General features: G+C 65.6%; 22 protein-coding genes. 10 read left to right on the forward strand and 12 right to left on the reverse strand.

The annotated features are described in order from the left end of the window. Positions 1-51 precede the first annotated feature (51 nt). From ACRVY7_RS21435 to ACRVY7_RS21450, 4 genes are all read right to left on the reverse strand, one after another. A complete protein-coding gene (locus tag ACRVY7_RS21435; RefSeq protein WP_431818571.1) occupies positions 52-687 on the reverse strand; it encodes an isochorismatase family protein in 636 nt (211 codons plus the stop codon). A gap of 84 nt (positions 688-771) precedes the next feature. Further along, complete coding sequence (locus tag ACRVY7_RS21440) at positions 772-2637, reverse strand: FAD-dependent monooxygenase (RefSeq protein ID WP_431818572.1); 1866 nt, start codon at positions 2635-2637, stop codon at positions 772-774. Positions 2638-2727: 90 nt separating this feature from the next. Then, positions 2728-3648: a VOC family protein gene (locus ACRVY7_RS21445; protein ID WP_431818573.1), complete on the reverse strand. Its 921-nt coding sequence runs from the start codon at positions 3646-3648 to the stop codon at positions 2728-2730. Positions 3649-3654: 6 nt separating this feature from the next. After that, the gene (locus tag ACRVY7_RS21450; RefSeq protein WP_431818574.1) at positions 3655-4509 is read right to left on the reverse strand and encodes a fumarylacetoacetate hydrolase family protein; all 855 of its coding nucleotides are present in this window, start codon (positions 4507-4509) and stop codon (positions 3655-3657) included. Positions 4510-4671: 162 nt separating this feature from the next. Between ACRVY7_RS21450 and ACRVY7_RS21455 the strand changes: the two genes are divergently transcribed. Continuing rightward, positions 4672-5367 carry a GntR family transcriptional regulator gene (locus ACRVY7_RS21455; protein ID WP_431818575.1) on the forward strand — a complete coding sequence of 232 codons (696 nt, stop codon included), beginning with the start codon at positions 4672-4674 and terminating at the stop codon, positions 5365-5367. Positions 5368-5381: 14 nt separating this feature from the next. On the opposite strand, the gene ACRVY7_RS21460 is transcribed toward ACRVY7_RS21455, so the two are convergent. The 3 genes from ACRVY7_RS21460 to ACRVY7_RS21470 all read right to left on the reverse strand — a co-directional run bounded on the left by ACRVY7_RS21460 (position 5382) and on the right by ACRVY7_RS21470 (position 9901). Next, entirely contained in the window at positions 5382-6947 is a 1566-nt protein-coding gene (locus tag ACRVY7_RS21460) for an APC family permease (RefSeq protein ID WP_431818576.1), read from the reverse strand. Positions 6948-6965: 18 nt separating this feature from the next. After that, positions 6966-7844: a universal stress protein gene (locus tag ACRVY7_RS21465; RefSeq protein WP_431818577.1), complete on the reverse strand. Its 879-nt coding sequence runs from the start codon at positions 7842-7844 to the stop codon at positions 6966-6968. A gap of 185 nt (positions 7845-8029) precedes the next feature. After that, entirely contained in the window at positions 8030-9901 is a 1872-nt protein-coding gene (locus ACRVY7_RS21470; protein WP_431818578.1) for an NAD(P)-binding domain-containing protein, read from the reverse strand. Positions 9902-10050: 149 nt separating this feature from the next. Between ACRVY7_RS21470 and ACRVY7_RS21475 the strand changes: the two genes are divergently transcribed. The 3 genes from ACRVY7_RS21475 to nucS all read left to right on the forward strand — a co-directional run bounded on the left by ACRVY7_RS21475 (position 10051) and on the right by nucS (position 13553). Beyond that, positions 10051-11295: a helix-turn-helix domain-containing protein gene (locus ACRVY7_RS21475; protein ID WP_431818579.1), complete on the forward strand. Its 1245-nt coding sequence runs from the start codon at positions 10051-10053 to the stop codon at positions 11293-11295. Positions 11296-11334: 39 nt separating this feature from the next. After that, positions 11335-12771: a glutaminase A gene (gene glsA / locus ACRVY7_RS21480; RefSeq protein WP_431818580.1), complete on the forward strand. Its 1437-nt coding sequence runs from the start codon at positions 11335-11337 to the stop codon at positions 12769-12771. Between the two features lie 83 nt (positions 12772-12854). Next, positions 12855-13553, forward strand: coding sequence for an endonuclease NucS (nucS, locus tag ACRVY7_RS21485; RefSeq protein WP_431818581.1), 699 nt, complete (start codon positions 12855-12857; stop codon positions 13551-13553). A gap of 12 nt (positions 13554-13565) precedes the next feature. Here nucS and ACRVY7_RS21490 read toward each other — a convergent pair whose 3' ends face one another. Next, the gene (locus tag ACRVY7_RS21490) at positions 13566-14606 is read right to left on the reverse strand and encodes a coiled-coil domain-containing protein (RefSeq protein WP_431818582.1); all 1041 of its coding nucleotides are present in this window, start codon (positions 14604-14606) and stop codon (positions 13566-13568) included. A gap of 100 nt (positions 14607-14706) precedes the next feature. Beyond that, positions 14707-15249, reverse strand: a complete 543-nt coding sequence (gene mce / locus ACRVY7_RS21495; protein WP_431818583.1) for a methylmalonyl-CoA epimerase — start codon at positions 15247-15249, stop codon at positions 14707-14709. A 79-nt stretch (positions 15250-15328) separates the two neighbouring features. Here mce and ACRVY7_RS21500 point away from each other — a divergent pair, with 79 nt between their 5' ends. The 5 genes from ACRVY7_RS21500 to trxA all read left to right on the forward strand — a co-directional run bounded on the left by ACRVY7_RS21500 (position 15329) and on the right by trxA (position 19598). After that, the gene (locus ACRVY7_RS21500; protein WP_049700957.1) at positions 15329-16534 is read left to right on the forward strand and encodes an acetyl-CoA C-acetyltransferase; all 1206 of its coding nucleotides are present in this window, start codon (positions 15329-15331) and stop codon (positions 16532-16534) included. Between the two features lie 72 nt (positions 16535-16606). Then, the gene (locus ACRVY7_RS21505; protein WP_431818584.1) at positions 16607-16975 is read left to right on the forward strand and encodes a DUF3817 domain-containing protein; all 369 of its coding nucleotides are present in this window, start codon (positions 16607-16609) and stop codon (positions 16973-16975) included. A 64-nt stretch (positions 16976-17039) separates the two neighbouring features. Further along, positions 17040-17345, forward strand: coding sequence for a thiamine-binding protein (locus ACRVY7_RS21510; RefSeq protein ID WP_431818585.1), 306 nt, complete (start codon positions 17040-17042; stop codon positions 17343-17345). A gap of 31 nt (positions 17346-17376) precedes the next feature. Beyond that, positions 17377-18606, forward strand: a complete 1230-nt coding sequence (locus tag ACRVY7_RS21515; RefSeq protein ID WP_431818673.1) for an MFS transporter — start codon at positions 17377-17379, stop codon at positions 18604-18606. An 86-nt stretch (positions 18607-18692) separates the two neighbouring features. Beyond that, on the forward strand, positions 18693-19598 hold the full coding sequence (gene trxA / locus ACRVY7_RS21520) for a thioredoxin (protein WP_431818674.1): 906 nt from the start codon (positions 18693-18695) through the stop codon (positions 19596-19598). Positions 19599-19618: 20 nt separating this feature from the next. Here trxA and ACRVY7_RS21525 read toward each other — a convergent pair whose 3' ends face one another. Then, positions 19619-19981, reverse strand: a complete 363-nt coding sequence (locus ACRVY7_RS21525) for a winged helix-turn-helix transcriptional regulator (protein WP_049700930.1) — start codon at positions 19979-19981, stop codon at positions 19619-19621. An 82-nt stretch (positions 19982-20063) separates the two neighbouring features. Here ACRVY7_RS21525 and ACRVY7_RS21530 point away from each other — a divergent pair, with 82 nt between their 5' ends. Then, a complete protein-coding gene (locus tag ACRVY7_RS21530) occupies positions 20064-20936 on the forward strand; it encodes an NAD(P)-dependent oxidoreductase (protein ID WP_431818586.1) in 873 nt (290 codons plus the stop codon). Here the strand turns inward: ACRVY7_RS21530 and glgB are convergent. Further along, positions 20933-23137, reverse strand: a complete 2205-nt coding sequence (gene glgB, locus ACRVY7_RS21535; RefSeq protein WP_431818587.1) for a 1,4-alpha-glucan branching protein GlgB — start codon at positions 23135-23137, stop codon at positions 20933-20935. The two genes, ACRVY7_RS21530 and glgB, sit on opposite strands and share 4 nt — an antisense overlap. Positions 23138-23144: 7 nt before the next feature. Continuing rightward, the gene (locus ACRVY7_RS21540) at positions 23145-25145 is read right to left on the reverse strand and encodes a maltotransferase domain-containing protein (RefSeq protein WP_431818588.1); all 2001 of its coding nucleotides are present in this window, start codon (positions 25143-25145) and stop codon (positions 23145-23147) included. Positions 25146-25228: the final 83 nt, after the last annotated feature.

The raw sequence follows: 25228 nt of genomic DNA on the forward strand, positions 1-25228 counted from the left end.
CCCAGTAATGCCCCGCACCCCCGTGGTGCGGGGCATTACTGCGTTTAAGGCCTATTCGAGGCCGAGGCGCGCTCGTTCCGGGAAGTACCACCGCATGACGGTGCGGAGGTTGTCCGAGTCCGGGCGCGCCCAGTTGCGCATGAGCTCGGCGCCGAACGAGATAGCGGTCACCGGCTGTGCGCCCGCCGTGACCATCCGCGTGATCGCTTGCTCATGAGACACCGGGCTGATTCCGCCGACAGCGTCGATGACCGGGTAGACGTCGTACCCCTCGGCGAGCATGTCGAGCGTCGGGAACGTGAGGCAGACCTCGGTCCACAGGCCGGCGATGACGACCTTTCGGCGGCCCGTCGCACGGATGGCGTCACGGAAGTCGGCGTCCTCCCACGCGTTGACGCCCGTGCGGTCGATCTCCTCGACATCGGGAAGTGCCGATCGCAGCGCTTCGGTGGTTCCGGTGTTCACACCGAGGTCGACGCCGACGGTGCTGAGGACGACGGGGACGTCGTAGGCGGTGGCGAGTTTCGCAAGAGCGACCACCCCGAGGTTGATGGCTTCGGTGCTGGTCGACGTAATCGTCGAGTACTGCTCGGGTTGGTAGTCGATGAACGTGACCACACAGTTTTCTGGGGTGAGCAGGTGATCACCGCGCGGTTCGCGTATCGGTTCTGGTTCGGTTTTTGGCATCTATGCCGTTCCTCCCTTATCGATCGAGCGTCGCTGTAGCGGGAGCTTGGTCGTCGGTCGGTTGAGCGACGTGCCCGCGTCGGTTCAGTTCGAACCGGTAACGAGCGGTGCTCCGGTCCCGACCGTAACAACTGCGACAGGCTGGTCGTGGGAAACGACCGTCTCCACCGATCCGCGGGGTGCGGTCGGCGCTGAGTTCGCAGGCACCTGCCTGCCGAGCACCGTGCTGATCGCGGTGCGGAGGGCGGAGGCCGGATCGTCGACCATCGCCATGCTCCGCCACGCGACGTGATGGTCGGGGCGGACGAGAAGCGCGCCGTCGTCGCCGACCTCCCGCTGGTGCGTCCACTCACGCAGGACATCGTGGTATTCACAGCCGACGCCGACAGCTCGGACGTCGAGCTCGACTCCGAACTCGTCTGCAACCTGTGCTGCCGCGGCACGCCAGCGTTCGCCGTTCTCGCCGATGATGAGGGTGAGCGCTCCGTGGCCCGTGATGTCGATGGTCGATACGCGGCGTCGACCCTGTTCCACCCACGCGTGGGGTAGGCGCGCTCCCGGATGTGTCGTCGGCTGGTAGTAGAGCTCTGCGTCGCGGACATTCTCGGGGTAGTCGGTGCCGTCGTCGACGATGCATGTCGACGAATAGCGTTGTCCCAGTTCGACTCCGTGCGCGTTGAACTGATAGTTCTGAAGCGCGACGGCACTGTCGAGTTCGCGGCGTCGGGCGGCGCCGCGCTCGGTTCCGGAGAACAACTCGTCGAGCATCTTCCAACCGTCCTCCGCGGACTGTCCGGGCTCGAAGCCGAGTGCCTGCGAGATCGGCAGCATGTTGCGCACACTTTCCATCGCGCGATCGACGACCTGCTCACCGACGGGTTGGCGCTCCTGCGTGTAGGTGTCGAGGAGTGCCGGTTCGGCGTCGCCGCGCAGCACCATGGCGAGTTTCCACGCGAGGTTGAAGGAGTCCTGCACCGAGGTGTTGGTGCCCAGACCGTTCGCAGGTGGGTGGCGGTGCGCCGCGTCGCCTGCGAGGAACACCCGACCCTTACTGAACGTGTCGGCGATGACGTGGTTGATCTGCCATTTGCTGACAGCCTTGATACGGATGTCGATCGAGTCGTCGCCGATGGTGGTGCGGGCCCGCTCGATGACCGCCTCCTCGGACGTGTCGGGTTCGCCGTCCTCGGGGTTGTACATGCACAGCAACACCCACTCCGTCCATGGCTTCACGCAGATCCACGTTCCGCTACCGACCCAATAGTCGTTGCCCGGCTGTGCCATCCAGTAGAGCGTTCCGGGACGGTGGGCGGTGTACTGGGAGAGGTCTGCTTCGAGCCAGATATTCATGGCGGCGCCGAGGCCCATCTCCCCGCGCAGGGGGAACTCCATCTGCTGTGCGACTGTCGAACGTCCGCCGTCGGCGCCGATCACATACTTGGCGCGTACCCGATACTCGGCGCCTGTCGTGCGTTCGCGCACGATGGCGTCGACGTGATCGCCGGTGTCGGTCAGTGAGACGGCCTCCGTGCTGAACCGGATCTCCGCGCCGAGCTCACGCGCTGCCTGCAGGAGTATCGGTTCGAGGATGTGCTGCGGAATGTTGCACATCTCCGTCGGGCTCGATACCTCGTAGTCGGCGTGCCGTAGCGTCCCCGAACCCCATGACTTCAGCCGGGCGATCTCGGTCCCCGCGAAGCTTGTCGCCCAGACGTTGTTGCCCATGTACTCGTTCGGCACGGCTGCGGCACGCACGCGGTCGTCGATGCCGAGGTCGCGGAACACCTCCATCGCACCCTGATTGGTGATGTGGGCGCGCGGTGAGTTCGCGGTTCCCGAGTATCGGCTGACGGTCAGTGCCCTGACGCCGTACTTGGCGAGCAGTGCTGCTGCGGTCAGGCCTGCCGGTCCTGCGCCGACGATGAGGACATCTGTGGTGACGGTTTCCATCGGAGTCGACCTCCATGGTCGAAGTGCCGGCAGTCGTGCCGGAGGGGTGGATAAGGGGTTGGGGAGTTGTTCGAGCGGGAGTGTTGGGCGTCAGTTGGTCGAGTGGGCGCCGGTCATCATCGCGGCCAGATCCTCGGGAGCGAGGAAACTCGGGGGAGGTGGCGGTCCCCAATTGAACAGTCCGCGTGCGCCTTCGAGATCTTCCGGCGTCCACAGCGCATCGTCGGGGATGCAATCCATGTCGGAGTAGTACTCGGAGAAGTTCCCTGCCGGGTCCTTCAGGTACCAGAAGAAGTTCGACCCGGCGTGGTGTCGGCCGAGGCCCCAGACATGGCGTTCGGGATTGCCCTCGAGCATCGCGGCCGCGCCGCGTCCCACATCGTCGATATCGTCGACCTGCCATGAGGTGTGGTGCAGGTAGGTCACCGGCGAGTTCATGACGAGCACGTTGTGGTGGTCTTGCGAGCAGCGCAGGAACGATCCGTGCCCCTTGATGTGGTCGCTGATCTTGAAGCCGAGTCCGTCGACGAAGAATCGGCAGGTCGCCACGTAGTCGGTGGAACCGAGGACCGCGTGTCCGAGCTTGTGCGGCTTGATCGGGTAGTCGCGCATCACGCCGGGTGCGCGGCCATACCGTTCGATGCGGCCGGGGCCGTTGTACGGAGTCGGTTCGACACGCTGTTGGTTCAGTCGCGGCAGGACTCGAACGGTGGCGCGAAGATCGGCGACCGGTTCGTGGGCGGTCACCTCGTCGCCGTGCCGTTGCGCGAGAAAGCCTTTCGAGATCAGTTCGTGGTGGATGCGGTCGATGTCGTCGAGATCGTCAGCGCCGACCGAGAGTTCGAGGAGTCGACGCGTCGGCGCGGCGACGATCCGCAACTGTTCGCCACCCTCTGTGGTCGACAACCAGCCGTCTGACGTCGGCGTCAGCCCGAACTCCGTGTAGTAGGCCAGGGTTTCTTCGACATTCGGTACTCCCATGGTGACCGACGCGAGTCTGTGCAGTGCCATCGTCGATCACCGCGTCTCAGCCGTTGCGACGAAGCGCTGTTCGATTTCGCCGATGCCTGCGATTCGTGAAGTGAGAACGTCACCGTCGGTGAGGAATCGCTGCGGCGTTCTGCCCATGCCGACACCGGATGGTGTGCCCGTGAAGATGATGTCGCCCGGGAGGAGCGGCGTGATGTGCGACAGACGCGAGACCAATTGCGGGACAGAGAAGATCATCTCCGACGTCCGGCCCTTCTGCATCTGTTCTCCGTTGACGTCGCAACTGAGCTCGAGGTCGTCGCGGTCGGCGAACTCGTCCGGAGTGACGACGACAGGTCCCATCGGGGCATACCCCGGGTACGACTTGCCGAGACTGAACTGCGGCGGGTGCGCGTTGAACTGGGTTTCGCGATCGGAGATGTCCTGCCCGATCGTCAGACCGGCCACATGATCCCAACCGTCCGCTTCGCTGACACGATGTGCCGCACGGCTGATCACTGCCACCAACTCGACCTCCCAGTCGATCTTGGGGCCCGTCAACTCGACGACGCCGACCGGGCCTGCCAGCGACGTGCGGTACTTGGTGAACACAGGTGGGAAGTCGGGGACGTCGTACTTCGACTCGGCCGCATGCTCTGCGTAGTTGAGGCCGATGGCGAAGACCTGCGCCGGCTCGGGGATCGGATTCTCCAGCGTGGCGTCGAAGACGCTGCCGTTGGCGGGGTCGATGTCGCGGGCCCACGCGGCGAAATCGTCCCAGCCGTCGTAGATCGCGGTGATCGATGGCCCGAACCGTCCGTCGCTTGCCTCGGCGATGTCGATTGCCAGCCGATGTCCGTCGTCGACCAACACCGCGCGCTTCTCGAGAACTCCCAGGCGCATGATTGCTCACTTCCTCGTATCGCTGCGCATCGATGCCAGAAGGTGATCGGTGTCACAGTCACTGACCTCTGGTCTACTCCCTCATATTCGCCAGTGCAAGTTATTTTCGAAAATCGGTCGATCAGACGCTAATGCGGACAAGAGTGGGTTATGGTTGTGACCATGGCAACAGTGAAGGCGAAGCAGACGCGCGGCGACCTCGTCTACGCGCAGTTGCGCGGCGAGATCTTCGGGGGTCGGTATCTGCCGGGTGACCGCCTGAAGTTCGGAACTCTTGCCGAAGAATGTGACGCGAGCATGAGTGTGATCCGCGAGGCACTTACGCGGTTGTCGCTCGAGGGGCTCGTCACCAACGAACCCAACGTCGGGTACGCGGTCACCGAAATCTCCGTTCCCCGGTTGCGCGAACTGACCGACGCGCGTCTCGAACTCGAGGGCCTGGTCTTCGGTCGTGCCATCGGTGACGGCGACCTCGCGTGGGAGTCGTCGGTCGTCGCCGCTCATCACCGGATGGTCGGTACGCCCTATCTCACCGACGACGATCCCGTGCGCGTGACCGATGAATGGGCGCTGGCCCATGCGGCGTTCCACCGCGCACTGCTCGACGGATGTGGGAACAAGAAGCTCCTGCAGTTGGCCAACGGTCTACGCGACGAGGCCGAGCTCTACCGACGCTGGTCGCAGCCGTTGGGGCGGGAGAAGAATCGCGATCTCGACGGCGAGCATCGTCGAATGATGGAGTTGGCGCTTGCGCGCGACGCCGACGGCGCAGTGACAGCGCTGCGTGATCACATCGCGCACACCACAGAGTTGCTCGTCGAGAGTGACATCGCTGCGCACAGCGCAGTCACCATGTGACCGCTCTCGAAAGGCTAGGCGCTGTCGGCGTCCGACGAGACGGGCAGCGAGCGGGGGAGCGTTTCGCCCCGGAAGAACGCGGGCTGGCGCATGCGTAGGTAGAGCATCACGAAGAGTCCGAGCACCAGCAATCCGAAACCGATGTAGAAGACAAGTCCGACGCCGAATATCGAAGCGCCACTACCGTTGTCGGGATTCATGCTCTCTCCGACCGAGATGACGAACACCACGATCAGTGCGGCACCGCCCAAGAGTGGGAACAAGAACTTGAAGAAGAAGTTGTGCACAGACGAGAAGAGTTCGCGCCGGAAGTACCAGACACACGCGAACGCCGTGATGCCGTAGTACCAGCAGATCATGATGCCCAGCGCGGCGATGGTGTCGATCAGCGTGCGCTCGGACAGAAGCGTCACCGCCGTGTAGAAGACGGCTGTGACGATGCCGGCGACGAGCGCCGCGAAGGACGGTGACAGGAAGCGCGGACTGATCTCGGTGACCTTCTTCGGAAATGCTCCGTAGCTACCCATGGCCAGCATGGTGCGTGCGACCGGCAGGAAGGTTGTCTGCAGGCTGGCGATCGACGAGACCAGGATCGCGGCGAACAGCAGGACGCCGCCCCATCGTCCCAGGATCGGATCGGCCAGTGCGCCAAAGACATTCTCGGCGTTGTTCTCGTTGCCCAGCCCGACCCCGTCGGTGCCCACACCCGCATACATCATCACGGCGACCGCCACGAGCAGATAGGTGAGCAGGATCGACATCACGCACAGCAACCCGGCACGTCCGGGGGTGCGCTTGGGGTCTTTGGATTCCTCGCCGAGCGTGAGGCACGTGTCCCAACCCCAGAACGCGAAGATCGATCCGGTGAGCCCGATTGCGAACGCGGAGATGGTCAGTCCGGTAAAGGGATTGAACCAGTCGATGTCGAAATGCAGTCCCGCGGGCGCGGATCCGTCGGCGACCTTGACGAACGCGATGATGGCGAATGCGAACAACACGATGAGCTGAAAACCGACCAGCACGTACTGAAGTCGTTCGCTCGTGGTGATCCCGCGCATCGACACCCACGTGGCTATCGCGAGGAGCACCAGCGTCGTCAGGATGTTCACGAGCTTGTTGGTGCCGAGATCTGCGATCGACGGCTTGTCGAAGATCTGGGCGATGATCAGGTAGAAGAACTGCACGCCGATCGCCGCGAGATTCGACAGCACGATGATGGTCGCCACGACCATGCCCCAGCCGCACATCCAGCCCACGTACGGCCCAAATGCCTTGGTAGACCAGGTGAACGACGCTCCGCAGTCGGGGGTGTCCTTGTTGAGTTCCCGGTAGGCGTACGCGGTCAGGAACATCGGGATGAAACCGGCGATGAAGATCGCGGGCATCTTGAGCCCGACCGCCGCGACGATCAGTCCGATACTCGCGGTGAGCGTGTAACCGGGGGCCACCGTCGAAATCCCGAGGACAGCACCGGAGAACACTCCGACCTTCCCCGACGCGAGTCCCTTGCTGTTCGCATCAATGGTGACGGACGGCGCAGGGTCGGGCGATTCGGTTGGCGACGATGGGGTCGTACTCATCTCTGCAGAACTCCGGAGTCAGGCGCCGCGGGGGACGACGATCATGGGAACGGCGAGCACCCGCAACATCTTTGCCGCGGTTGATCCGAGAAACAGGTGGAATGGCTGTGCCAGTCGGCTCGAACCGACGTAGAGGAGGTCGCCCGGCTCCCAATCCAGCGACGCCGCAGCGTCTTCGACGGTCTTGCCGGTCGCGATCGCGGTGGTGACCGGATGCCCGTCCGGCAGGTCGTCGCGCACCGCGGCGACGGTGCGCTCGAGGTGCTCGTGCACAACGCGGCGGGCCTCGGAGTCCTTCGTCGGGTCGCTCGAGAGGCCGTCGTCGACGGGCAGTAGTGACAACAATCGGAGCGGGACGTCGGCGGCTGTGCACGCCCTCGTCGCCGCCTGCAACAGCGCCTCGACGCCGGGCCGTCGACCCACCGCGCACGTGACGCGGGTGACCGGCGAGACGATCTCGCGAATACCGCGGGGCGTCACCGCGACCGGGGTCGCCGAGGTGTGCACCAGATTGGTCACGACGGAACCGAGCGTGTGACGGCCCAGTATGCCGCCCCCGGACCCGCCGACGACGATCATCGACGAGTCCAGCCGCTCCGCCTCGATCGACAAGCCCTCCGCGGCGTTCTCGTACTCGGCGACATAGCCTTCGCCCTCGACACCGTCGGGCAGCGTGCGCAGTGCGTCGTCGAGCCAAGTCGCGGCCTGCCTGTCCAGGATCTCCTGGAAGTCGCCCGGTGCCACGGCCTGTTCGGCTGGTGTGGAAGGCGGCACCACCAGACAGATCTTCAGGTCGGCGTCGAAGGATTGGGCCAACTGCGCGCCCAGTGCCAGTGCATCCTCGCCGCCGGGGGTCGCGAGGTAGGCGACCAGCAGGTTGGGCCTGGGGTTGGTCATGGTGGTGCGCTCCGTTCGGTCGGCTCGGGAAGGTGGCGCCAGCAGGGCCCGAGCGGTTCGATGTTCACGGCATCCGATTCACTGTGCGCTGGGCCACTTCCGGACGCACTGGCCAGAATGTCCTGCGTCCAAGAGGCACGCAGGACATTCTGGCCAGTGGGTCGAGAACGGCAGTCGACGACCGGTCAGCTCAGGTGGTGGACCTCCTGTAGCCCGTAGACCGGGGTGTCGATGCCTTCGAATCGTGCCTTGAGTTGTAGTGCGAGGTAGAGCGAGTAGTGGCGGGACTGGTGCAGATTGCCCCCGTGGAACCACAGGCCCGGTTGCTGGGTCGGCTTCCACATGTTGCGTTGCTCGCCTTCCCACGGTCCGGGATCCTTGGTGGTGTCGGAGCCGAGGCCCCACACTTTGCCCACTCTATCGGCGACATCCTGGCCGATCAGGTCGGCGGCCCACCCGTTCATCGAGCCGTACCCGGTCGCGTAGACCACCACGTCCGCTGGAAGCTCTGTGCCGTCGGCGAGCACCACGGAGTTCTCGGTGAGGTGGTCGACCTGGCCGTGAGCGAGCTTGATGGTGCCGTCGGCAACCAGCTCGCACGCGCCGACATCGATGTAGTAGCCCGAGCCGCGGCGCAGGTACTTCATGAACAGTCCCGAGTCGTCGTCGCCGAAGTCGAGGTCGAAGCCTGCCGCCTCCAGCCGCCCGTAGAAGTCCTTGTCGCGCTCCCGGATCTGGTCGTAGAGCGGAATCTGGAACTCGTGCATGATCCGGTAGGGCAGCGAGGCGAAGGTGAGGTCGGCCTTCTTGGTCGTCATGCCCGACGCCACGGCCTGCTCGCTGTAGAGCGCGCCGAGACCGATCTCCATGAGCGAGTCCGACTTCACGATGTGTGTCGACGATCGCTGGATCATCGTCGTGTCGATCCCGTTCTCCACCAACGCTTTACAGATGTCATGTGCCGAGTTGTTGGCACCGACCACGACGACGCGTTTGCCTGCGAAGCCGTCGGGTCCCGGGTGCTGACTCGAGTGGTGTTGCTCGCCGGCGAACACGTCCTGGCCGGGGAACGACGGGACGTTGGGCTTGCCCGACATCCCGGTCGCGAGGACGAGTTGGGTCGGGGTGAGCGTGAGGTGTTCGCCGTCGCGCTCGACCTCGACGGTCCATCGCCCGGCTTGCTCGTCGTAGCTCGCCGACGTGCACGTGGTCTTCGACCAGTACGGGACCTCCATGACGCGCGTATAGAACTCGAGCCAGTCGCCGATCTTGTCCTTGGGCGCGAAGACGGGCCAGTTGTCGGGGAAGGGGAGGTAGGGCAGGTGGTCGTACCAGACCGGATCGTGCAGGCACAGCGTCTTGTACCGTCCGCGCCACTGGTCGCCCGGTCGGTCGTGACTGTCGACGACGATCGACGGAACGCCGAGTTGCCGCAGGCGCGCACCGAGCGCGATACCGCCCTGCCCGCCGCCGACGACGAGCACGTATGGCTGGCTTGATCGGCCGAGTTCCGCTTCCTCGGCCTCACGGCGTTCGGCCCAGGATCGCGCGTCGGGCTCGGACCCGTGGACTGCGCCCAGCACCCTGCTCGCGCCGCGGCGCTCCTCGTGCCCCTTCAGTTCCTGGAGGGTGGTGAGCAGCGTCCACGCCTCGTCGCGGTCGTCGTCGCCGTCGGCCGCCTGTCGGAGCCGCAGCATGCCTTCGCCGCGACCCGTCGCGGTCTCGAACTCGAGAAACGCGGTCACGATGCCGTCGTCCTCGGTCGGAGTCTCGGTTGCGGCGAACGACTCCGGGGCGGTGTCGTCGAGGCGCGCCGTGAGCATGTCTGCGAGTTGTTCGCGGCCCTCGACTGTTTTGAGGTTCCAGGTGAAGGCCACGAGGTCACGCCAGTAGCAGTCGGTCGCGAACATCGAGGTCACCGCGGCGACATCGCGCGCTCGAAGCGCCGACTCGAAGTCGGCGAGCCAGCGGTCTACGCGTTCCGCCGGTGTCCGTGCGGTCGGTTCGTCTCGTCCGGTGGTCGGTGAAGACGTCTGGGGTTCAAGCGTTTGAGTCATCGCTACTCCTCATCTCTGTCGGGCCGTTGCGCCCGGCGGGTGTGATGCACAGCACACTCGGGAGCGGGTGGGGTGAGCAAGGGTTGCAACAGGTTGCATTCGCGGGGTTCTTTGCGGTTCTTCTGTGATCGAGAGCACAATCGCTGGTGATGACCGCTACATCACCATCCAGAGAGGGCGAGCCCGCGGTCGGCGCGGGCGATGACCCGCGGCAGTATCCCGCCGTGCTCGCAGCCGTGTACGACGCCGCGATGTCGGGCAGCCGCCCACCCGCGCGTCCGCGCGATGTGATCGGCGAGTCATGGCGTCGAGTCCTGCGCGCGGGTGTCGACCCCGAGCGCGGCAGCGGTGAGAGTCTCATCGGTGCCGCGGACCTCGAGGCGCGTCGGGCTCAGTCACCGTTGGCACTTGTTCTCGACGATCTGACCGGTGGGCTCGACGCCGTGATCGCCGACGGCGACAACATCCTGGTGATCGCCGACGCCGCGGGACACGTTCTCTGGCGTGGAGGTCAGACCCGCGTGCTGCACCGGGCCGATCGTCTCGGATTCGTCGAGGGCGCGGACTGGGGAGAGCAGTCCGTCGGCACCAACGCCATCGGAACCGCGCTGATGTCCGGAGGTCCCGTCCAGGTCTTCTCCGCCGAGCACTTCGTTCGAACACACCACACCTGGACGTGCACGGGTGCGCCGATCCGCGACCCGAGAACGGATGCGGTGCTCGGCGTCGTCGACGTCAGTGGCCCCGCCGCAACCATCCACCCGACGACGCTGGCACTGGTAAGTGCAGTTGCGAAACTCGCCGAATCTCAACTGCGCGAACATCATCGACGCCGCCTCGACGAGTTGAGGGCGATCGCGGCTCCGATCCTCGCGCGGTCATCCGGTCCGGCGCTCGCCGTCGACGCAGACGGCTGGGTGGCGGCGGTCGACTCGGTTGCGCCGTGCTCGCGGCTGCTTCTACCCGGGACTCCGCAGCCCGGGCGCACCTGGTTACACGCACTGGGTGCATGCGAGTTCGAACCGTTGCCGGGCGGATGGCTCGTGCGCGTGGCCGACGACCGCGACCCGACGACGACGCTCGTCGAACTCGACCTCGCGGGCAACCGTCCACCGACTGTGCGGGTATCGGGCGCGACGGGCTCGTGGACCCACCGTCCGTCGCGGCGGCACACGGAGATCCTGGCGCTGCTCGCCGCGCACCCCGACGGGTTGAGTGCGGCAGCGATGTCGGAGCAACTCTTCGGCACCGACGACCGCACCGTCACGGTGCGCGCCGAGATGTCGCGTCTGCGAAAGAGTCTCGGCGGCGTGCTCAGCGCGAATCCGTACCGGTTCGCCGCGGGCGTCGAGATCACGACTGTCGACGACCCAGCGCGGTCACTCGACCGGTGAATCCTCGACCGATGAACTTCGGCGGGTTACGGTCAGTGCGTGACGATTTCGCATGTGGATGGCTACCTGCGCAAGATCATGTCCGACTGCGCCGACGACCGGGCGGGGGAGGTGGCCGACTACATCCCCGAACTCGCGGCGGTCGATCCCGACGGTTACGGACTCTCGGTCGCCATGCACGACGGTTATCTGTACTCACTCGGTGACTCGGGGACCGCGTTCACCATCCAGTCGGTGTCCAAGCCACTGACCTACGCGATGGCGCTGAGCCGATTGGGCCCGACGGAGGTCGACGCGAAGATCGGTGTCGAGCCGTCGGGTGAGGCGTTCAACCAGATCAGCGTCGACTCACGACGTCGACCCAAGAACGCGATGATCAACGCCGGAGCCATCGTCGCGTCGTCGTTGCTCCTTCCTCCGATCCGCGAGGTCGATCCCGAGGTCGTGGAGAAGACTTTCGAGGAGATTCTCGCTTTCTACTCGGCGTGCGCCGGCCGACAGCTGACGCTCAACCACGACGTCTTCGAGTCGGAGGCGGCCACGGGGTCGCGTAATCGTGCGATCGCCTACATGCTCGACAGCTTCGGCGGACTCGACACCCATCCAGACGCCGCGATCGCGCTCTACTTCCGGCAGTGCGCGATCGAGGTCACCACCAACGACCTCGCCGTAATGGGTACGACGATCGCCTGCGGTGGGGCCAACCCGCGCACCGGACGGCGAGTGTTCAGCCAGGAGGTCGCACAGCGGCTGCTGAGCGTGATGACCACGTGTGGCATGTACGACGCCGCGGGCGACTGGGTGACAGCGGTCGGCATGCCCGCGAAAAGTGGTGTGGGAGGCGGCATCCTGGCGGTGCTGCCCGGTCAGCTCGGCATCGGTGTCTACTCGCCTCGACTCGACGAGCACGGCAACAGCGTGCGCGGCGTCGACACCTGCGAGCACCTGTCGGCCGACCTCGGACTACACATGTTCAACGTGACCCGCGAGAACCGGGTCACGATCAGAGCGACCTACGACATCGCCGACTTTTCCATCGGCGACGACTGGACGGAGGAGGAGCGCAGCTTCCTGCGCACCTGCCGCGACCGTGTCCGGGTGTACGAGTTGCAGGGCGACCTCACGTTCGGCAGCGCGGAGAGCGCACTGCGTCGGGTCGAGGAGGACATCGAGCGCGTCGATGTCGTGATCATCGAGATCTCGCGCGTCGGGGTGATCGACCCGGTGGCCCGCACGATGATGCTCGCCGTCAAGAACTCGGCCGACGACAACGGCAAACGCATCATTCTCGTCGACCCCGACGGCGAGGTCCGCGCGAGTGTCGAGCGACACCGGTCGGACTCCTTCGTCCACAATCTCGCCGTGCCGGCCCAGTTGCAGGGCCTCGACCCCACGCTCCCGCACGTGCACTCGTCCATGGCCGACGCCGTCGACGACGCCGAACAGTTCCTGCTGAAGCACTACCGCAACGCCTGACTCGTCGCGGCGGTGGCTCGGCGTGGCTCGCCGGGGGTCGGGGGTCGTGTTGGTCGGCGCGTGCGGCCGATAAGCTGCCCGGTGTGCGTCTGGTGATCGCGGAATGCCAAGTGGACTACGTCGGCCGACTGACGGCTCATCTGCCCATGGCCAAACGGCTGCTGCTCATCAAGTCCGACGGATCGGTGAGTGTGCATGCCGACGACCGCGCCTACAAGCCGCTCAACTGGATGAGTCCGCCCTGCTGGTTGACCGAGGCGCAGGTTCCCGACGAGATCGCGGCAATGCACGATTCGGTCGAGGCGTACTGGGTGGTGACCAACAAGGCCGGCGAGGAACTGCGGATCACGCTCGCCTCGATCGAACACGACTCGTCGCATGAACTCGGCATCGATCCCGGCTTGGTCAAGGACGGCGTCGAAGCGCACCTGCAGGAGTTGCTCGCCGAGCACGTCGAGACTCTCGGGCCCGGCCACACGCTGATCAGGCGCGAGTACATGACGGCAATCGGACCCGTCGACATTCTGTGCAGGGATGCGCAGGGAGCGACCGTCGCCGTCGAGATCAAACGTCGCGGCGAGATCGACGGCGTCGAACAACTGACCCGCTACCTCGAACTCCTCAACCGCGATCCGTTGCTTGCCCCGGTGAGTGGTGTCTTCGCGGCCCAGCAGATCAAACCGCAGGCGCGCACGCTGGCAACCGACCGCGGAATCCGTTGCGTCGTCTTGGATTACGACGCACTGCGGGGTGCGGAGAGTACCGAGTTCCGGCTGTTCTGACGCGCGAGGGCGTCAGTCGCCCGTGCTGAAGCGAGCGCGCTCGGACAGTATCCGGTTGAGAAGTTCGGAGTCGTCGGCATCCGACAACGAGGTGTAGTCGATGTCTTCGGCCGGTCGCAACGTGTCGGGGAAGGTGCCGAACTCACGCTGGATCTCGACGAGCTTCGTGCGGATCTCCTCGAACTCCTCGAGGACCTGCGTGCGGGCGTCGTCGGCCTTCGCCGAGAGATTGCGGGAGCCCGCCAGTCGTTCGATCGCGATATCGCGCGCGGTGTCGCGGATCTGCTTGGCCTCGGCCAGTGCTTGTCGACGCTCCTCGGCGAGCGTCGAGTCGTGCCGGCGGCGCTCCTCGGTGCGTGTCTGCTTGCTCTGGCGGGCCAGTTCGTCGGCGTCGGCGTGAGCCTTGGAGACCAGTTGGGACGCCTGGGTACGTGCCGCGTTCATCGTCGTGGAGTGTTCGGCTTCCATTGCGGCTGCGCGCTCGGTGCACAGGCGATCCGACTCGGCGGCGTCGGCCTTGGCCTTGGCATGGATCGATTCCGCATCGGTGCGTAGATCGGTTGCGTGCTGTTCGGCGTCGGCAACGATGCCCGACGCCTTGTTCTCCGCATTCGACACGATCGACTCGGCCCTACTCCGTGCCTCCGACACGATGCGGTCGGCGTCTTCACGCGAGTTCTTGGCGAGTTCCGCCGCTTCCTGACGCGCCACCGACACCGTCTCGGCGGCCTCTGCGCTGGCTTCGGCGCGCATTTCCGACGCCTCGTCGGACGCGAGCTGCAGCATGCGACTCAAGCGTTCGCTCATGCCCTGCGCCGTGGTGGGTGGTACCGACAGCGTGTCGACCTCGCGCCGGAGTTCGTCGATCGTCGCGCGGGCCTCGTGCAGATGTGCGGCGAGTTCTTGCGCGTTGGCGGTCGCGGCGTCACGGTCGGCTGCGAGGACTCGCAGGTCGGCGTCGATGCGTCGAAAACGCTCGGCGACCTGCTCGCGATCGTATCCGCGCATGACGACGGCGAACGGGAGTTGCTGCCTCGGAGCCTGGCTCGACATGGTTCGACAGTCTAGTCGTCTGTGCTGTGGCGGTGCTGTGTCTGGCCTGAGCGCGTCAACGCCTTTGCGAATAGCAGGCGTCAGAGCGGAAGTGTGCGGCTCAGTGCGTCGAAGCGCCCTTGTCGGCCGCGGGCTCGACGAGTTCGAGGAGCACACCGCCCGCATCCTTCGGATGCACGAAGTTGATTCGCGAGTCGGCCGTGCCGCGTCGCGCCTCCGGATACAGCACGCGGACTCCTGCGGACGTCAGACGGGACACCACTTCGTCGACGTCTGTGACCCGTACGGCGAGCTGCTGCAGGCCTGGTCCGTTGCGATCGAGGAACTTGGCGATCGTCGACGACTCGGAAGCCGGGGCAAGCAGCTGGATCACCGCGCCGGTCCCTGCGTCCGCGGGTCCGACCATTGCTTCCTCGACACCCTGCTCCTCGTTCCTCTCCTGGTGCAGGGTGACGAATCCGAGGTGGTCGGCGTACCACTGCTTCGCGGCGTCGAGATCGGGCACCGCGATGCCGACGTGGTCGATGGCCACCACGAGGTCGGAGATGAGTGCCGTCGCACCAGGGGAGTCGACCGCACCTGCGGCTTCTGAATCGACTGCAACCGCTGATTTGGCGGGGGGCACGGATGATGAGGTCGTCATGCGATAAAGGTAACGTTTAAGGCGTCATTCGAACAGAGCGACCGCTCGGTTGGTCGCTGCCCAGTACTTGGAGGTCCTCATGTCCCCGGCAACAGATCAGGCGACGTCGGTGATCGTCGCCGGCGCGCGCACGCCGTTCGGTCGGCTCCTCGGCTCGCTGAAGGGTTTCAGCGGTGTCGATCTCGGTGCGATCGCCATCAAGGCTGCGCTCGAACGCGGCGGTGTCCCGGCGTCGGCAGTCGACTACGTGATCATGGGCCAGGTGCTCACCGCCGGCGCAGGTCAGATGCCTGCGCGCCAGACGTCGGTGAAAGCCGGAATCGGCTGGGATGTCCCCGCGCTGACCATCAACAAGATGTGCTTGTCGGGCATCGACTCGATCGCGCTCGCCGATCAGCTCATCCGCGCCGGTGAGTTCGAGTGCGTCGTCGCCGGTGGCCAGGAGTCGATGACCCAGGCACCGCACCTGCTGCCGGGAAGCCGCAGCGGATTCAAGTACGGCAACACCGAGCTCGTGGACCACACCGCATTCGACGGCCTCTACGACGCGTTCACCGATCAGCCGATGGGTGCGCTGACCGAACAGGGCAACGACGCCGACGGCTTCACCCGCGCCGAGCAGGACGAGTTCGCCGCGCGTAGCCACCAGCTCGCCGCAACCGCGTGGAAGAACGGGCTGTTTGCCGACGAGGTCGTTCCGGTGAGCATCCCGCAGCGCAAGGGCGACCCGATCGAATTCGCCGAGGACGAGGGTATTCGCGCCGACACCACCGCCGACACTCTCGCGGGACTGCGCCCGGCATTCCGCAAGGACGGCACCATCACGGCGGGCAACTCGTCGCAGATCTCCGACGGCGGCGCCGCCGTCGTCGTGATGAGCAAGGCGAAGGCAGCAGAACTCGGACTGACCCCGCTCGCCGAGATCGGTCCGCACGGTGTGGTTGCGGGCCCCGATTCATCGCTGCAGCTCCAGCCGGCCAACGCCATCGAAAAGGCTTGTGCGCGAGCAGGTATCGCGCCGGCCGATCTCGACCTCGTCGAGATCAACGAGGCGTTCGCCGCAGTCGGCCTGGCCTCGACCAAGGCGCTCGGCATCAACCCCGACATCGTCAACGTCAACGGTGGGGCCATCGCGATCGGCCATCCCATCGGGACGTCGGGCGCCCGCATCACGCTGCACCTCGCGCTGGAACTGCAGCGTCGGGGTGGGGGCGTGGGCGTTGCCGCGCTCTGTGGTGCCGGTGGTCAGGGTGACGCGCTCATCATCCGAGTCCCCAAGGCCTGAGGTCACTCCAACACGTTCGTGATCACGGATGCCTACTACGCCGTGTCGTAGTAGGCATCCGTATCAGGCACAATGTCCTATATGAAGCAATTCTTCGACCTGTCCACCCCCGCCAAGCGATTCCGGTTCGTCGCCGTGCTGGAAGCGATCACCTGGGCTGCGCTGCTGGTGGCGATGTTCTTCAAGTGGGTGCTCGGGTACACCGAGGCCGTCGCGGTTCCCGGCATGGTGCACGGCATCGTGTTTGTCGCGTTCGTTCTGATCTCGATCGTCACGGCGGTCTCGTTGAGGTGGAGCCTCGGGGTCACGTTGCTCGCGCTGATCTCGAGCATCCCTCCGTTCGGCACCCTCGTGTTCGAATGGTGGGCGCGCCGCAACGGGCATCTGGCCGAGTTGTCGGCGCAGTTCGACGCCGAGTCGAAGCCCCAGTACGCAGCCTGACGCCTGCGTCTAGGGGCTGGCCTGCGTTGCCTCCGATCCCGCACAGCTCGCAGAGGAGCCGACTATGATCGCCGCTTTCAGTCTCACTCCGTCGGGTGGCGACGCCGTCGACGATGACGGCGGGATGAGCGAAGCCGTCGCGGCTGCGGTGCGAGTGGTTCACGAATCCGGTCTGCCGCACCAGACGACCGCGATGTTCACCTACGTCGAGGGTGACTGGGACGCGGTGATGGACGTGATCAAGCGCGCCACCGACGCTGTCGGCGAGCTCGCGCCACGGGTCGGGCTCGTCATCAAAGCCGATATTCGCCCCGGCCACACCGACGAATTGACCGGCAAGGTCGACCGGGTGATGCGACATCTGTCCTGACTCGGCCCGCGCGCTTGCTCGACGATCCACGCTGGCACGTGCGCGCGGTGCGGTCTCGGCGATCTTCTTCCTGAACGGCTTCCTCGCTGCGCTGTGGGTTGCCCATATCCCCGTCATCACCGCTCGCACGGAGACCTCGCACGAGCAACTCGGCGGGCTTCTGCTGTTGCTCGGCGGCTCGGCGTTCGTCGGCATGCAGGTCAGCGGGCACGCACTCGACCGATTCGGTTCGCGTACCACCACGTTGGTCGCGGCGACGCTGCTGTGTCCTGTCATGATCGGGCCGGCGGTGGCGTCGAACACCGTTGCGCTCGCTGTCGCGCTCGCGCTCTTCGGGTTTGTCAACGGCAGCCTCGACGTCTCCATGAACGCCCAGGCCGTCGCGGTCGAGCGGGCGTATCGCCGACCGATCATGTCGTCGTTTCACGGCTTCTTCTCGCTCGGCGGTCTCGCCGGGTCGCTCGTCGTCGCCGCGACGTTGTGGGCGCAGGTCGGCGTCGTTGCGACTGTCGGGGTGTCGGCGCTACTAGGGCTGGTGCTGGTCGCGGTGTGTGCCCGCTCGCTCGTCGCCCCTGATGGTGGGGGATTGGTCGAAGCGTCTTCGGCGTCGGAGGCAGGTGGGCCGACAGACGACGATTCGTCGACGACAGGCGCGCGCTGGTGGCACGGACTGGACCTGCGTCGACTGGCAATCCTCGCGGCCGTGGCGTTCGCACTCATGCTGGCTGAGGGGACCGCATACGACTGGAGTGCGCTGCAGATCGTCGAAGATTTCAATACGCGTGACGCGGTCGGCGCGGTGGCGTTCGGGGCGTTCAGTGCGGCGATGACGATCGCCCGCTTCGGTATCGATCCGATCGCCGCGCGACTCGGCCCCGTCTGGGTGGTGCGGGCGGGGTCGGCGCTCGGAATCTGCGGAATCACCCTGGCGATTCTCGCCCCAGAACCGATCATCGCGATCGTCGGCTGGACTATTTTCGGTGTCGGTCTCGCAGGGCTGATACCGCAGATCTTCACGGCTGCAGGCAATCTGACGGCGTCGTCGAGCGGACGTGCCATCTCTACCGTCGTCGGCTGCGGTTACATCGGGATGCTGTCGGGACCCGCGATCGTCGGATTCATCGCAGGCCGCTCGGGGGTGTCGGTCGGTCTGACACCCGTCATCGGCGCGCTGGTGTTCGCGTTGGTGGCCGCACCGGTCGTGCGTCCCGCTGCACGACCGGTGAGCGGCCGCGATGCACATGACACACTAGAGGGGTGACACGACCGACCCCCAGGCCTCAGGGAAATGCTGCACGCACTCAGGCAGGCGCCGCAGCACGTCAGCAAGCCGCCGCGACAGTTGCCATGTCAGGTGCAGTCGACCTCTCCGCACTCAAGGAGAAGGCCGAGGCGCAACGAGCACAGGCACGTCAGCCCGCAGCGGCCGCGCAGCAGCCGAGCGCAGGATCGGCGCCGACCGGCGGCAACGTGATCGACGTGACGGATGCGACCTTCGAGACCGAGGTCCTCGCGCGGTCGACGAGACAGCTTGTCCTGGTCGACCTCTGGGCGGAGTGGTGCGGTCCGTGTAAGCAGTTGTCGCCGGTGTTGGAGAAGCTGGCCAACGCGTCGGGCGGCTCGTGGGTCCTCGCGAAGATCGACGTCGACGCGAACCCTCAGATCGCGCAGGCCTTCGGTGTGCAGTCGATCCCGACGGTCGTCGCACTCGCCGCCGGTCAGCCGGTCGCCGCGTTCAACGGTGCCCGTCCCGAGGCCGAGATCGTCGACTGGATCGATCAGATCCTCGCCCAGGTCGGCGGTGCGCTCGCCGGGGCTCCTGCTCCGCAAGCAGAGCAGGAGATCGCCGACGATCCGCGCATGATCGCCGCCGAGGACAAGATGAACGCGGGCGATTTCGACGGCGCGCTCGCCGACTACCGCACCATTGCCGAGGCCGAGCCCGACAACGTCGAGGCCGCATCGTTGGTGCGCAACCTCGACTTCATGCTCCGTGCCCAGGCGCACGACCCGGCGATCGTCGAGAACGCCGCTGCGACAGACGTCGACGCCCAGCTCGCGGCCGCGGACGTACTGCTGCTCGGTCAGGATCCGGAGGGAGCGTTCGCGCGCATCATCGACGTCGTGAAGGCGACCTCAGGCGACGACCGCACGCGTGCACGAACCCGACTGCTCGAGTTGTTCGAGCTGTTCGATCCTGCCGAGCCCTTCGTGGTGGCCGCTCGTCGGAAGCTGGCCGCCGCGCTGTTCTGAGCCGGCTATCGGCGAGGAGCTTACGAGGGAGTTCGCGGAGTTTGCCGCGTGGCGACGATGGTCACGAGGTTGGCTTCGCCCCAGTCTCCGAGGGGGAGCAGTGCGTCGTTGAGTGACTGTCCCAGCGGGGTGAGCGAGTACTCCACTCGTGGTGGCACTTCCCGGTAGACCTCGCGGTGGACGATGCCGTCGCTTTCCAGTTCGCGCAATTGCTGGGTGAGCATCTTTTCGCTGACGCCCGAAACGTTGCGCCTCAGTTCGCCGAAGCGGCACGGGCGCTCGTGCAGCGCCCACAGGATCAACGGCTTCCACTTTCCGCCGACCACCGCAACCGCCGCGTCGAGCCCGCAAGAGAACGGACCCTTGCTCGAAGCATCAGCCATCAGCCAATACTAACCATTCGGTGGCTACCTAACGCGAAAGTGCGTACTTGTGAGAAGTGCAGCGGCACAGGAGTGTTGAGGCATGACTTCCACCGTGACCGTGATCGGGGCAGGCCCGATCGGGCAGGCCATCACCCGCGCTCTACTCTCAGCAGGCCACGAGGTGACCGTATGGAACCGAACCCTCGAAAAGACCGCACCGCTTGCCGAACTCGGTGCGCATGTCGCCACCACTCCACGAGAGGCCGTGCGTCGCAGCGACATTGCGCTCATCTCGGTGCGGGGCAACGACGCTGCGCGCGACATACTCGAACAAGCCGAACTGTCCGGCGTGGACGTGCTCGTAGTGAACCTCACGTCTGACACCCCGAGCTCGGCGCGCGAACTCGCAGGCTGGGTGACCAGCCAGGGTGTCAGGTATCTGAGCGGGACGATGCTCACCCCCTCCGTCTTGGTGGGGCAGCCTGGCTCGACGGCGGTGCTGGGTGGCGTCGAGAGCATGTACGAGCAAGCCCTCCCGGTGCTCGAGGTGATCGCGCCCGAGGTCGCACGCCACGGCGACGATCCCGGCGCTGTCGCCGCGCTCGACCTCGCCCTGCTCGACGCGTTTTGGGGCACAGTGGCAGCGTGGAGTCACGCCGTCGCCCTCGGACGAGCCGAAGGGCTCAACGCAAACGACCTCACCGAGCGGTTGACCGCGATAGTGCATCTGGCCGCGGAGGTCGGAGCCGGGATCTCGCAGGATGCCGAGCTCGGCAGCTATCCCGGTGATGTATCCACCATCGCGTCTGCCCGCAGCACACTGACGCATATCCTGCACGCCAGCACGGATCGCCGCATCGACGCGGGCTTCCCTGGCTCTGTCGAAGCGCTACTCCGACGCGCCACCGACCACGGCTATCACGACGACGGGCCGTCACGTCTGGTTCCGACGATCGCGCGGGCCGTGCCCTAGGCCGGTGCGAGCCAGATCGCCGAGTTGGCAGGAATCGTGACCGACGCCGACACCGGCCTGCCGTGCCAGCCCTCGCCGTCGGCCTGCACCGAGCCGAGATTGCCCTTGTCCGCCCCGCTGTAGGCGGCGGCGTCGGTGTTGAGGATCTCGGTCCAGGTTCCGGCGTGGGGAAGTCCCACGCGGTAGTCGCTGCGGTCGGCCCCCGAGAAATTGAACAGACACGCCACCACCGAGCCGTCGGAACCCCATCGCAGGAAGCTGATCACGTTGTTCGCGGTGTCGTTCGCGTCGATCCATTCGTAGCCCTGCGGATCGGTGTCCTGCGTGAACAGGGCGGGACGCTCGCGGTAGACGCGATTGAGATCGGTGGTGAGCGCCGAGATCCCTTGGTGCAGTTCACCTTCCCAACCCTGAAGCTGGTACCAATCCAGGCTGCGGTTGTCGGCCCACTCGGCGGTCTGTCCGAACTCCTGGCCCATGAACAGCAGTTGCTTGCCGGGATGCGACCACTGGTATGCGAGAAACACCCGCACGCCGGCGGCTTTCGTCCAGGAGTCGCCGGGCATCCGGCTCCACAGCGTGCCCTTGCCGTGCACCACCTCGTCGTGCGAGAGCGGGAGGACGAAGTTCTCGCTCCACGCGTACATCAGCGAGAACGTGATCTCGTGGTGATGGAAGCTGCGGTGGATCTGGTCGCGTCCCAGGTACCCCAGCGTGTCGTGCATCCAGCCCATATTCCATTTGAGGCTGAATCCCAGTCCGCCGAGGTCGGTCATGCGGGTGACGCCGGGCCAGGCCGTCGACTCCTCGGCGACGGTCACCGCGCCGGGGAAGAGCTTGTGGACGGTTGCGTTGGTCTCCTGCAGGAACTGCACGGCTTCGAGATTCTCTCTGCCGCCGTAGATGTTCGGTCGCCAGCCGCCTGCCGGCCGCGAGTAATCGAGATAGAGCATCGATGCGACGGCGTCGACGCGCAGTCCGTCGACGTGGAATTCGTCGATCCAATAGAGTGCGTTGGCGACCAGGAAGTTGCGCACCTCCCGTCGACCGAAGTCGAAAACGTATGTGCCCCAGTCGAGCTGCTCGCCGCGCATCGGATCGGCGTTCTCGTAGAGGGGCGTTCCGTCGAAGCGTGCCAGCGCCCATTCGTCTTTGGGAAAGTGTGCGGGGACCCAGTCGATGAGCACCGAGATTCCCAGCGAATGCAGATGGTCGACGAGGTACCGGAAGTCGTCGGGTTTGCCGAAGCGGGCCGTCGGCGCGTAGTACGACGTGACCTGGTAGCCCCACGAGCCGCCGAACGGGTGCTCTGCCACGGGCAGGAACTCGACGTGGGTGAAGCCCTTCTCGATCACGTAGGCGCCGAGTTGTTCTGCGAGTTCGCGATAGTCGAGGCCCTTGCGCCACGAACCCAGGTGCACCTCGTAGACGCTCATCGGTTCGCGTGTCGGCTCGCTCGCGACCCGACGGTCGATCCAGTCGTCGTCGGACCAGACGAAGTCCGAGTGGGTGACCACCGACGCGGTGGCGGGCGGAACCTCCGTGCGCCTGGCCATCGGGTCGGCCTTGTCGTGGATGGTGCCGTCCGCGCCGTGGACGCGGAATTTGTACAGCGTGCCCTCGCCGACGTCGGGGATGAACAACTCCCAGACACCCGACGGCCCCATCGACCGCATGGGCGTCGACCGTCCGCTCCAGCCGTCGAAATCACCGATCACGACGACGCCGTGCGCGTTGGGTGCCCACACCGAGAACGTCGTGCCGGGCACGTCGCCGTCCGGTGTGGTGTAGGTGACGGTGTGCGCGCCGAGAACCTTCCAGAGTTCCTCGTGCCTGCCCTCGGAGAACAGATGCAGATCGAGCTCACCGATGCTCGGCAGGAACCGATAACCGTCTGCGACGACGAATTCTCTTGTGCCGCCGTGCCCGTCGGGGTAGACGACACGATAGCGGTAGTCGATGAGATCGGTGATCGGCACGGTGACGACGAACAGGTCGTCGGTCTGATGGTGCATCGGATAGTCGACGCCGCCGATCACCGCCGACACCGAGATGGCGTTCGGACGCAGCGTCCGCAGGATCGTGTAGTCGCCCGGGGCGTCGTGGGCACCGAGGAACGAGTGCGGGTCGGGATGCGTCGTCGACATCAGACGTCGAAGGTCGTGGTCGGAAGCGAAGGGGTCGGGCTGCGTGCTGGTCACGGTGTGCTCACTGGATTCGGTAGGAGAGTCGGCGGGCGGCGTCGGGACTCAGGGGTGGAAGGGCGACGATGTGTGCGACGGCGCGCCACGGTTCGAGTCGTACGTAATTCGCCTGGCCCCAACCGAATTCCTCACCGGAGACCTCGTCCTTGCCGACGAAGCGTTCCTGCCAGTCGAATCCGAGCGCGGGCATATCGAGCCACAGCGTCGACTCCTCCGCACCGAACGGATTGATGTTGATCACCACGACGACACGGTCGCCCGACACCGGGTCGAGCTTGGAATAGGCGATCAGTGCGGGGTTGTCGAGGTGGTGAAATGTGATGTCGCGCAACTGTTGCAGGGCCGGGTGCCGTCGACGGATCGCGTTGAGCGACGTGATCCACGGTTCGAGCGACTCGCCGCGGCTCGCGGCCCCCTTGTAGTCACGCGGACGGAGTTCGTACTTCTCGGAGTTGAGATACTCCTCGCTGCCCTCGCGTACGGGCAGGTGCTCGTAAAGCTCATAGCCGCTGTAGACACCCCAGGTCGGTGACAGCGTGGCGGCCAATGCGGCGCGAAGCGCGAACATGCCGGGTCCACCGTGTTGCAGGCTCTCGTGCAAGATGTCGGGGGTATTGACGAAGAGGTTGGGCCGTGACTCGTCGGCGTGCGCGGCGATCTCGCGACCGAATTCCTCGATTTCCCACTTCGCGGTCTTCCAGGTGAAGTAGGTGTAGGACTGGGTGAAACCAAGGCGCGCAAGGCCATAGAGCCGGGCGGGTCTGGTGAACGCCTCGGCGAGGAACAGCACGTCGCTGTCGCGCTTCTTGACCTCCATGATCAGCCACTCCCAGAAGTTCGGCGGCTTGGTGTGCGGATTGTCGACCCGAAAGATCTTGACGCCCAACTTGTTCCACGCAAGTACCACCTCGAGTACCGCGCGGTAGATGCCATTGCGATCGTTGTCGAAGTTCAGCGGATAGATGTCCTGATACTTCTTCGGTGGATTCTCGGCATAGGCGATCGTGCCGTCGGGCAGGGTGGTGAACCAGTCGGGATGCTCGGTGGCCCACGGGTGGTCGGGGGCGGTCTGCAACGCCAGATCGAGAGCGACCTCCATGCCGAGTTCGCTTGCGCGAGACAGGAAATACTCGAAATCCTCCTGCGAGCCGAGCTGTGGGTGGATCGCGTCGTGACCGCCCTGCGCCGACCCGATCGCCCACGGCGACCCGACGTCGTCTGGTGCCGCGACCAATGTGTTGTTGGGCCCCTTGCGATTGACCTCACCGATCGGGTGGATCGGTGGCAGGTAGACCACGTCGAATCCCATGTCGGCGATGCGCGAGAGATCTTGGGCCGCAGTCAGGAACGTGCCGTGCACGGGACGGCCGTCGTTGTCCCAGCCGCCCGTCGATCGTGGGAACATCTCGTACCACGATCCGTAGAGTGCGCGACGTCGGTCGGTCCAGATCCGCAGATTGCGACTCTTGGTCACGAGTTCGCGCACGGGATGCTCGTCGAGAAGATCGACGACTTCGTCGGACAACGCGATGCCCACCCGGTTCTCGACTCGCCTGCGCCTCGAGCGAAGTGAGTCGACGGCGTCGAGCAACAGTTGGCGGTCGGTGCCGTCGACCTGTTGCGCCGCTTCGCTGAGCACCCGTGCGCCGATCTCGAGGTCGTTGGCGAGGTCTTCCGCGCCCTGGCCGGCGTCGATCTTCTTGGTGACCGCCGACCGCCACGTCGCATAGGGATCGCTCCACGCCTCGATCCGGAAGGTCCAGTAGCCGACGGCGTCGGGCACGATGGCTGCGTTGAAGACATCCGGTTCGCTCGCGGGCGACATGCGGACGTCGAACGAGGTGCGGTAGGGCGTTTCGACGTGCAGGGTGACCCCGAGGGCGTCGTGCCCCTCCCGCCACGCCGTCGCGCTGATCGGGATCAATTCTCCGACAACACATTTGGCAGGGTATTGCCCTGCGGAGACCAATGGTTGGATGTCGTCGATGCCCATCCGGCCGATCACTTCGGCCCCCTCTCGTCAGCGGCCACGCGCAGGGCCGGGAGTCCTCATCGATCCCAAGGTGTTGCGTTCACTCTAGTGACGTC

This window comes from Gordonia jacobaea (assembly GCF_965344965.1).
GTDB classification, from domain to species: Bacteria; Actinomycetota; Actinomycetes; order Mycobacteriales; family Mycobacteriaceae; genus Gordonia; species Gordonia jacobaea.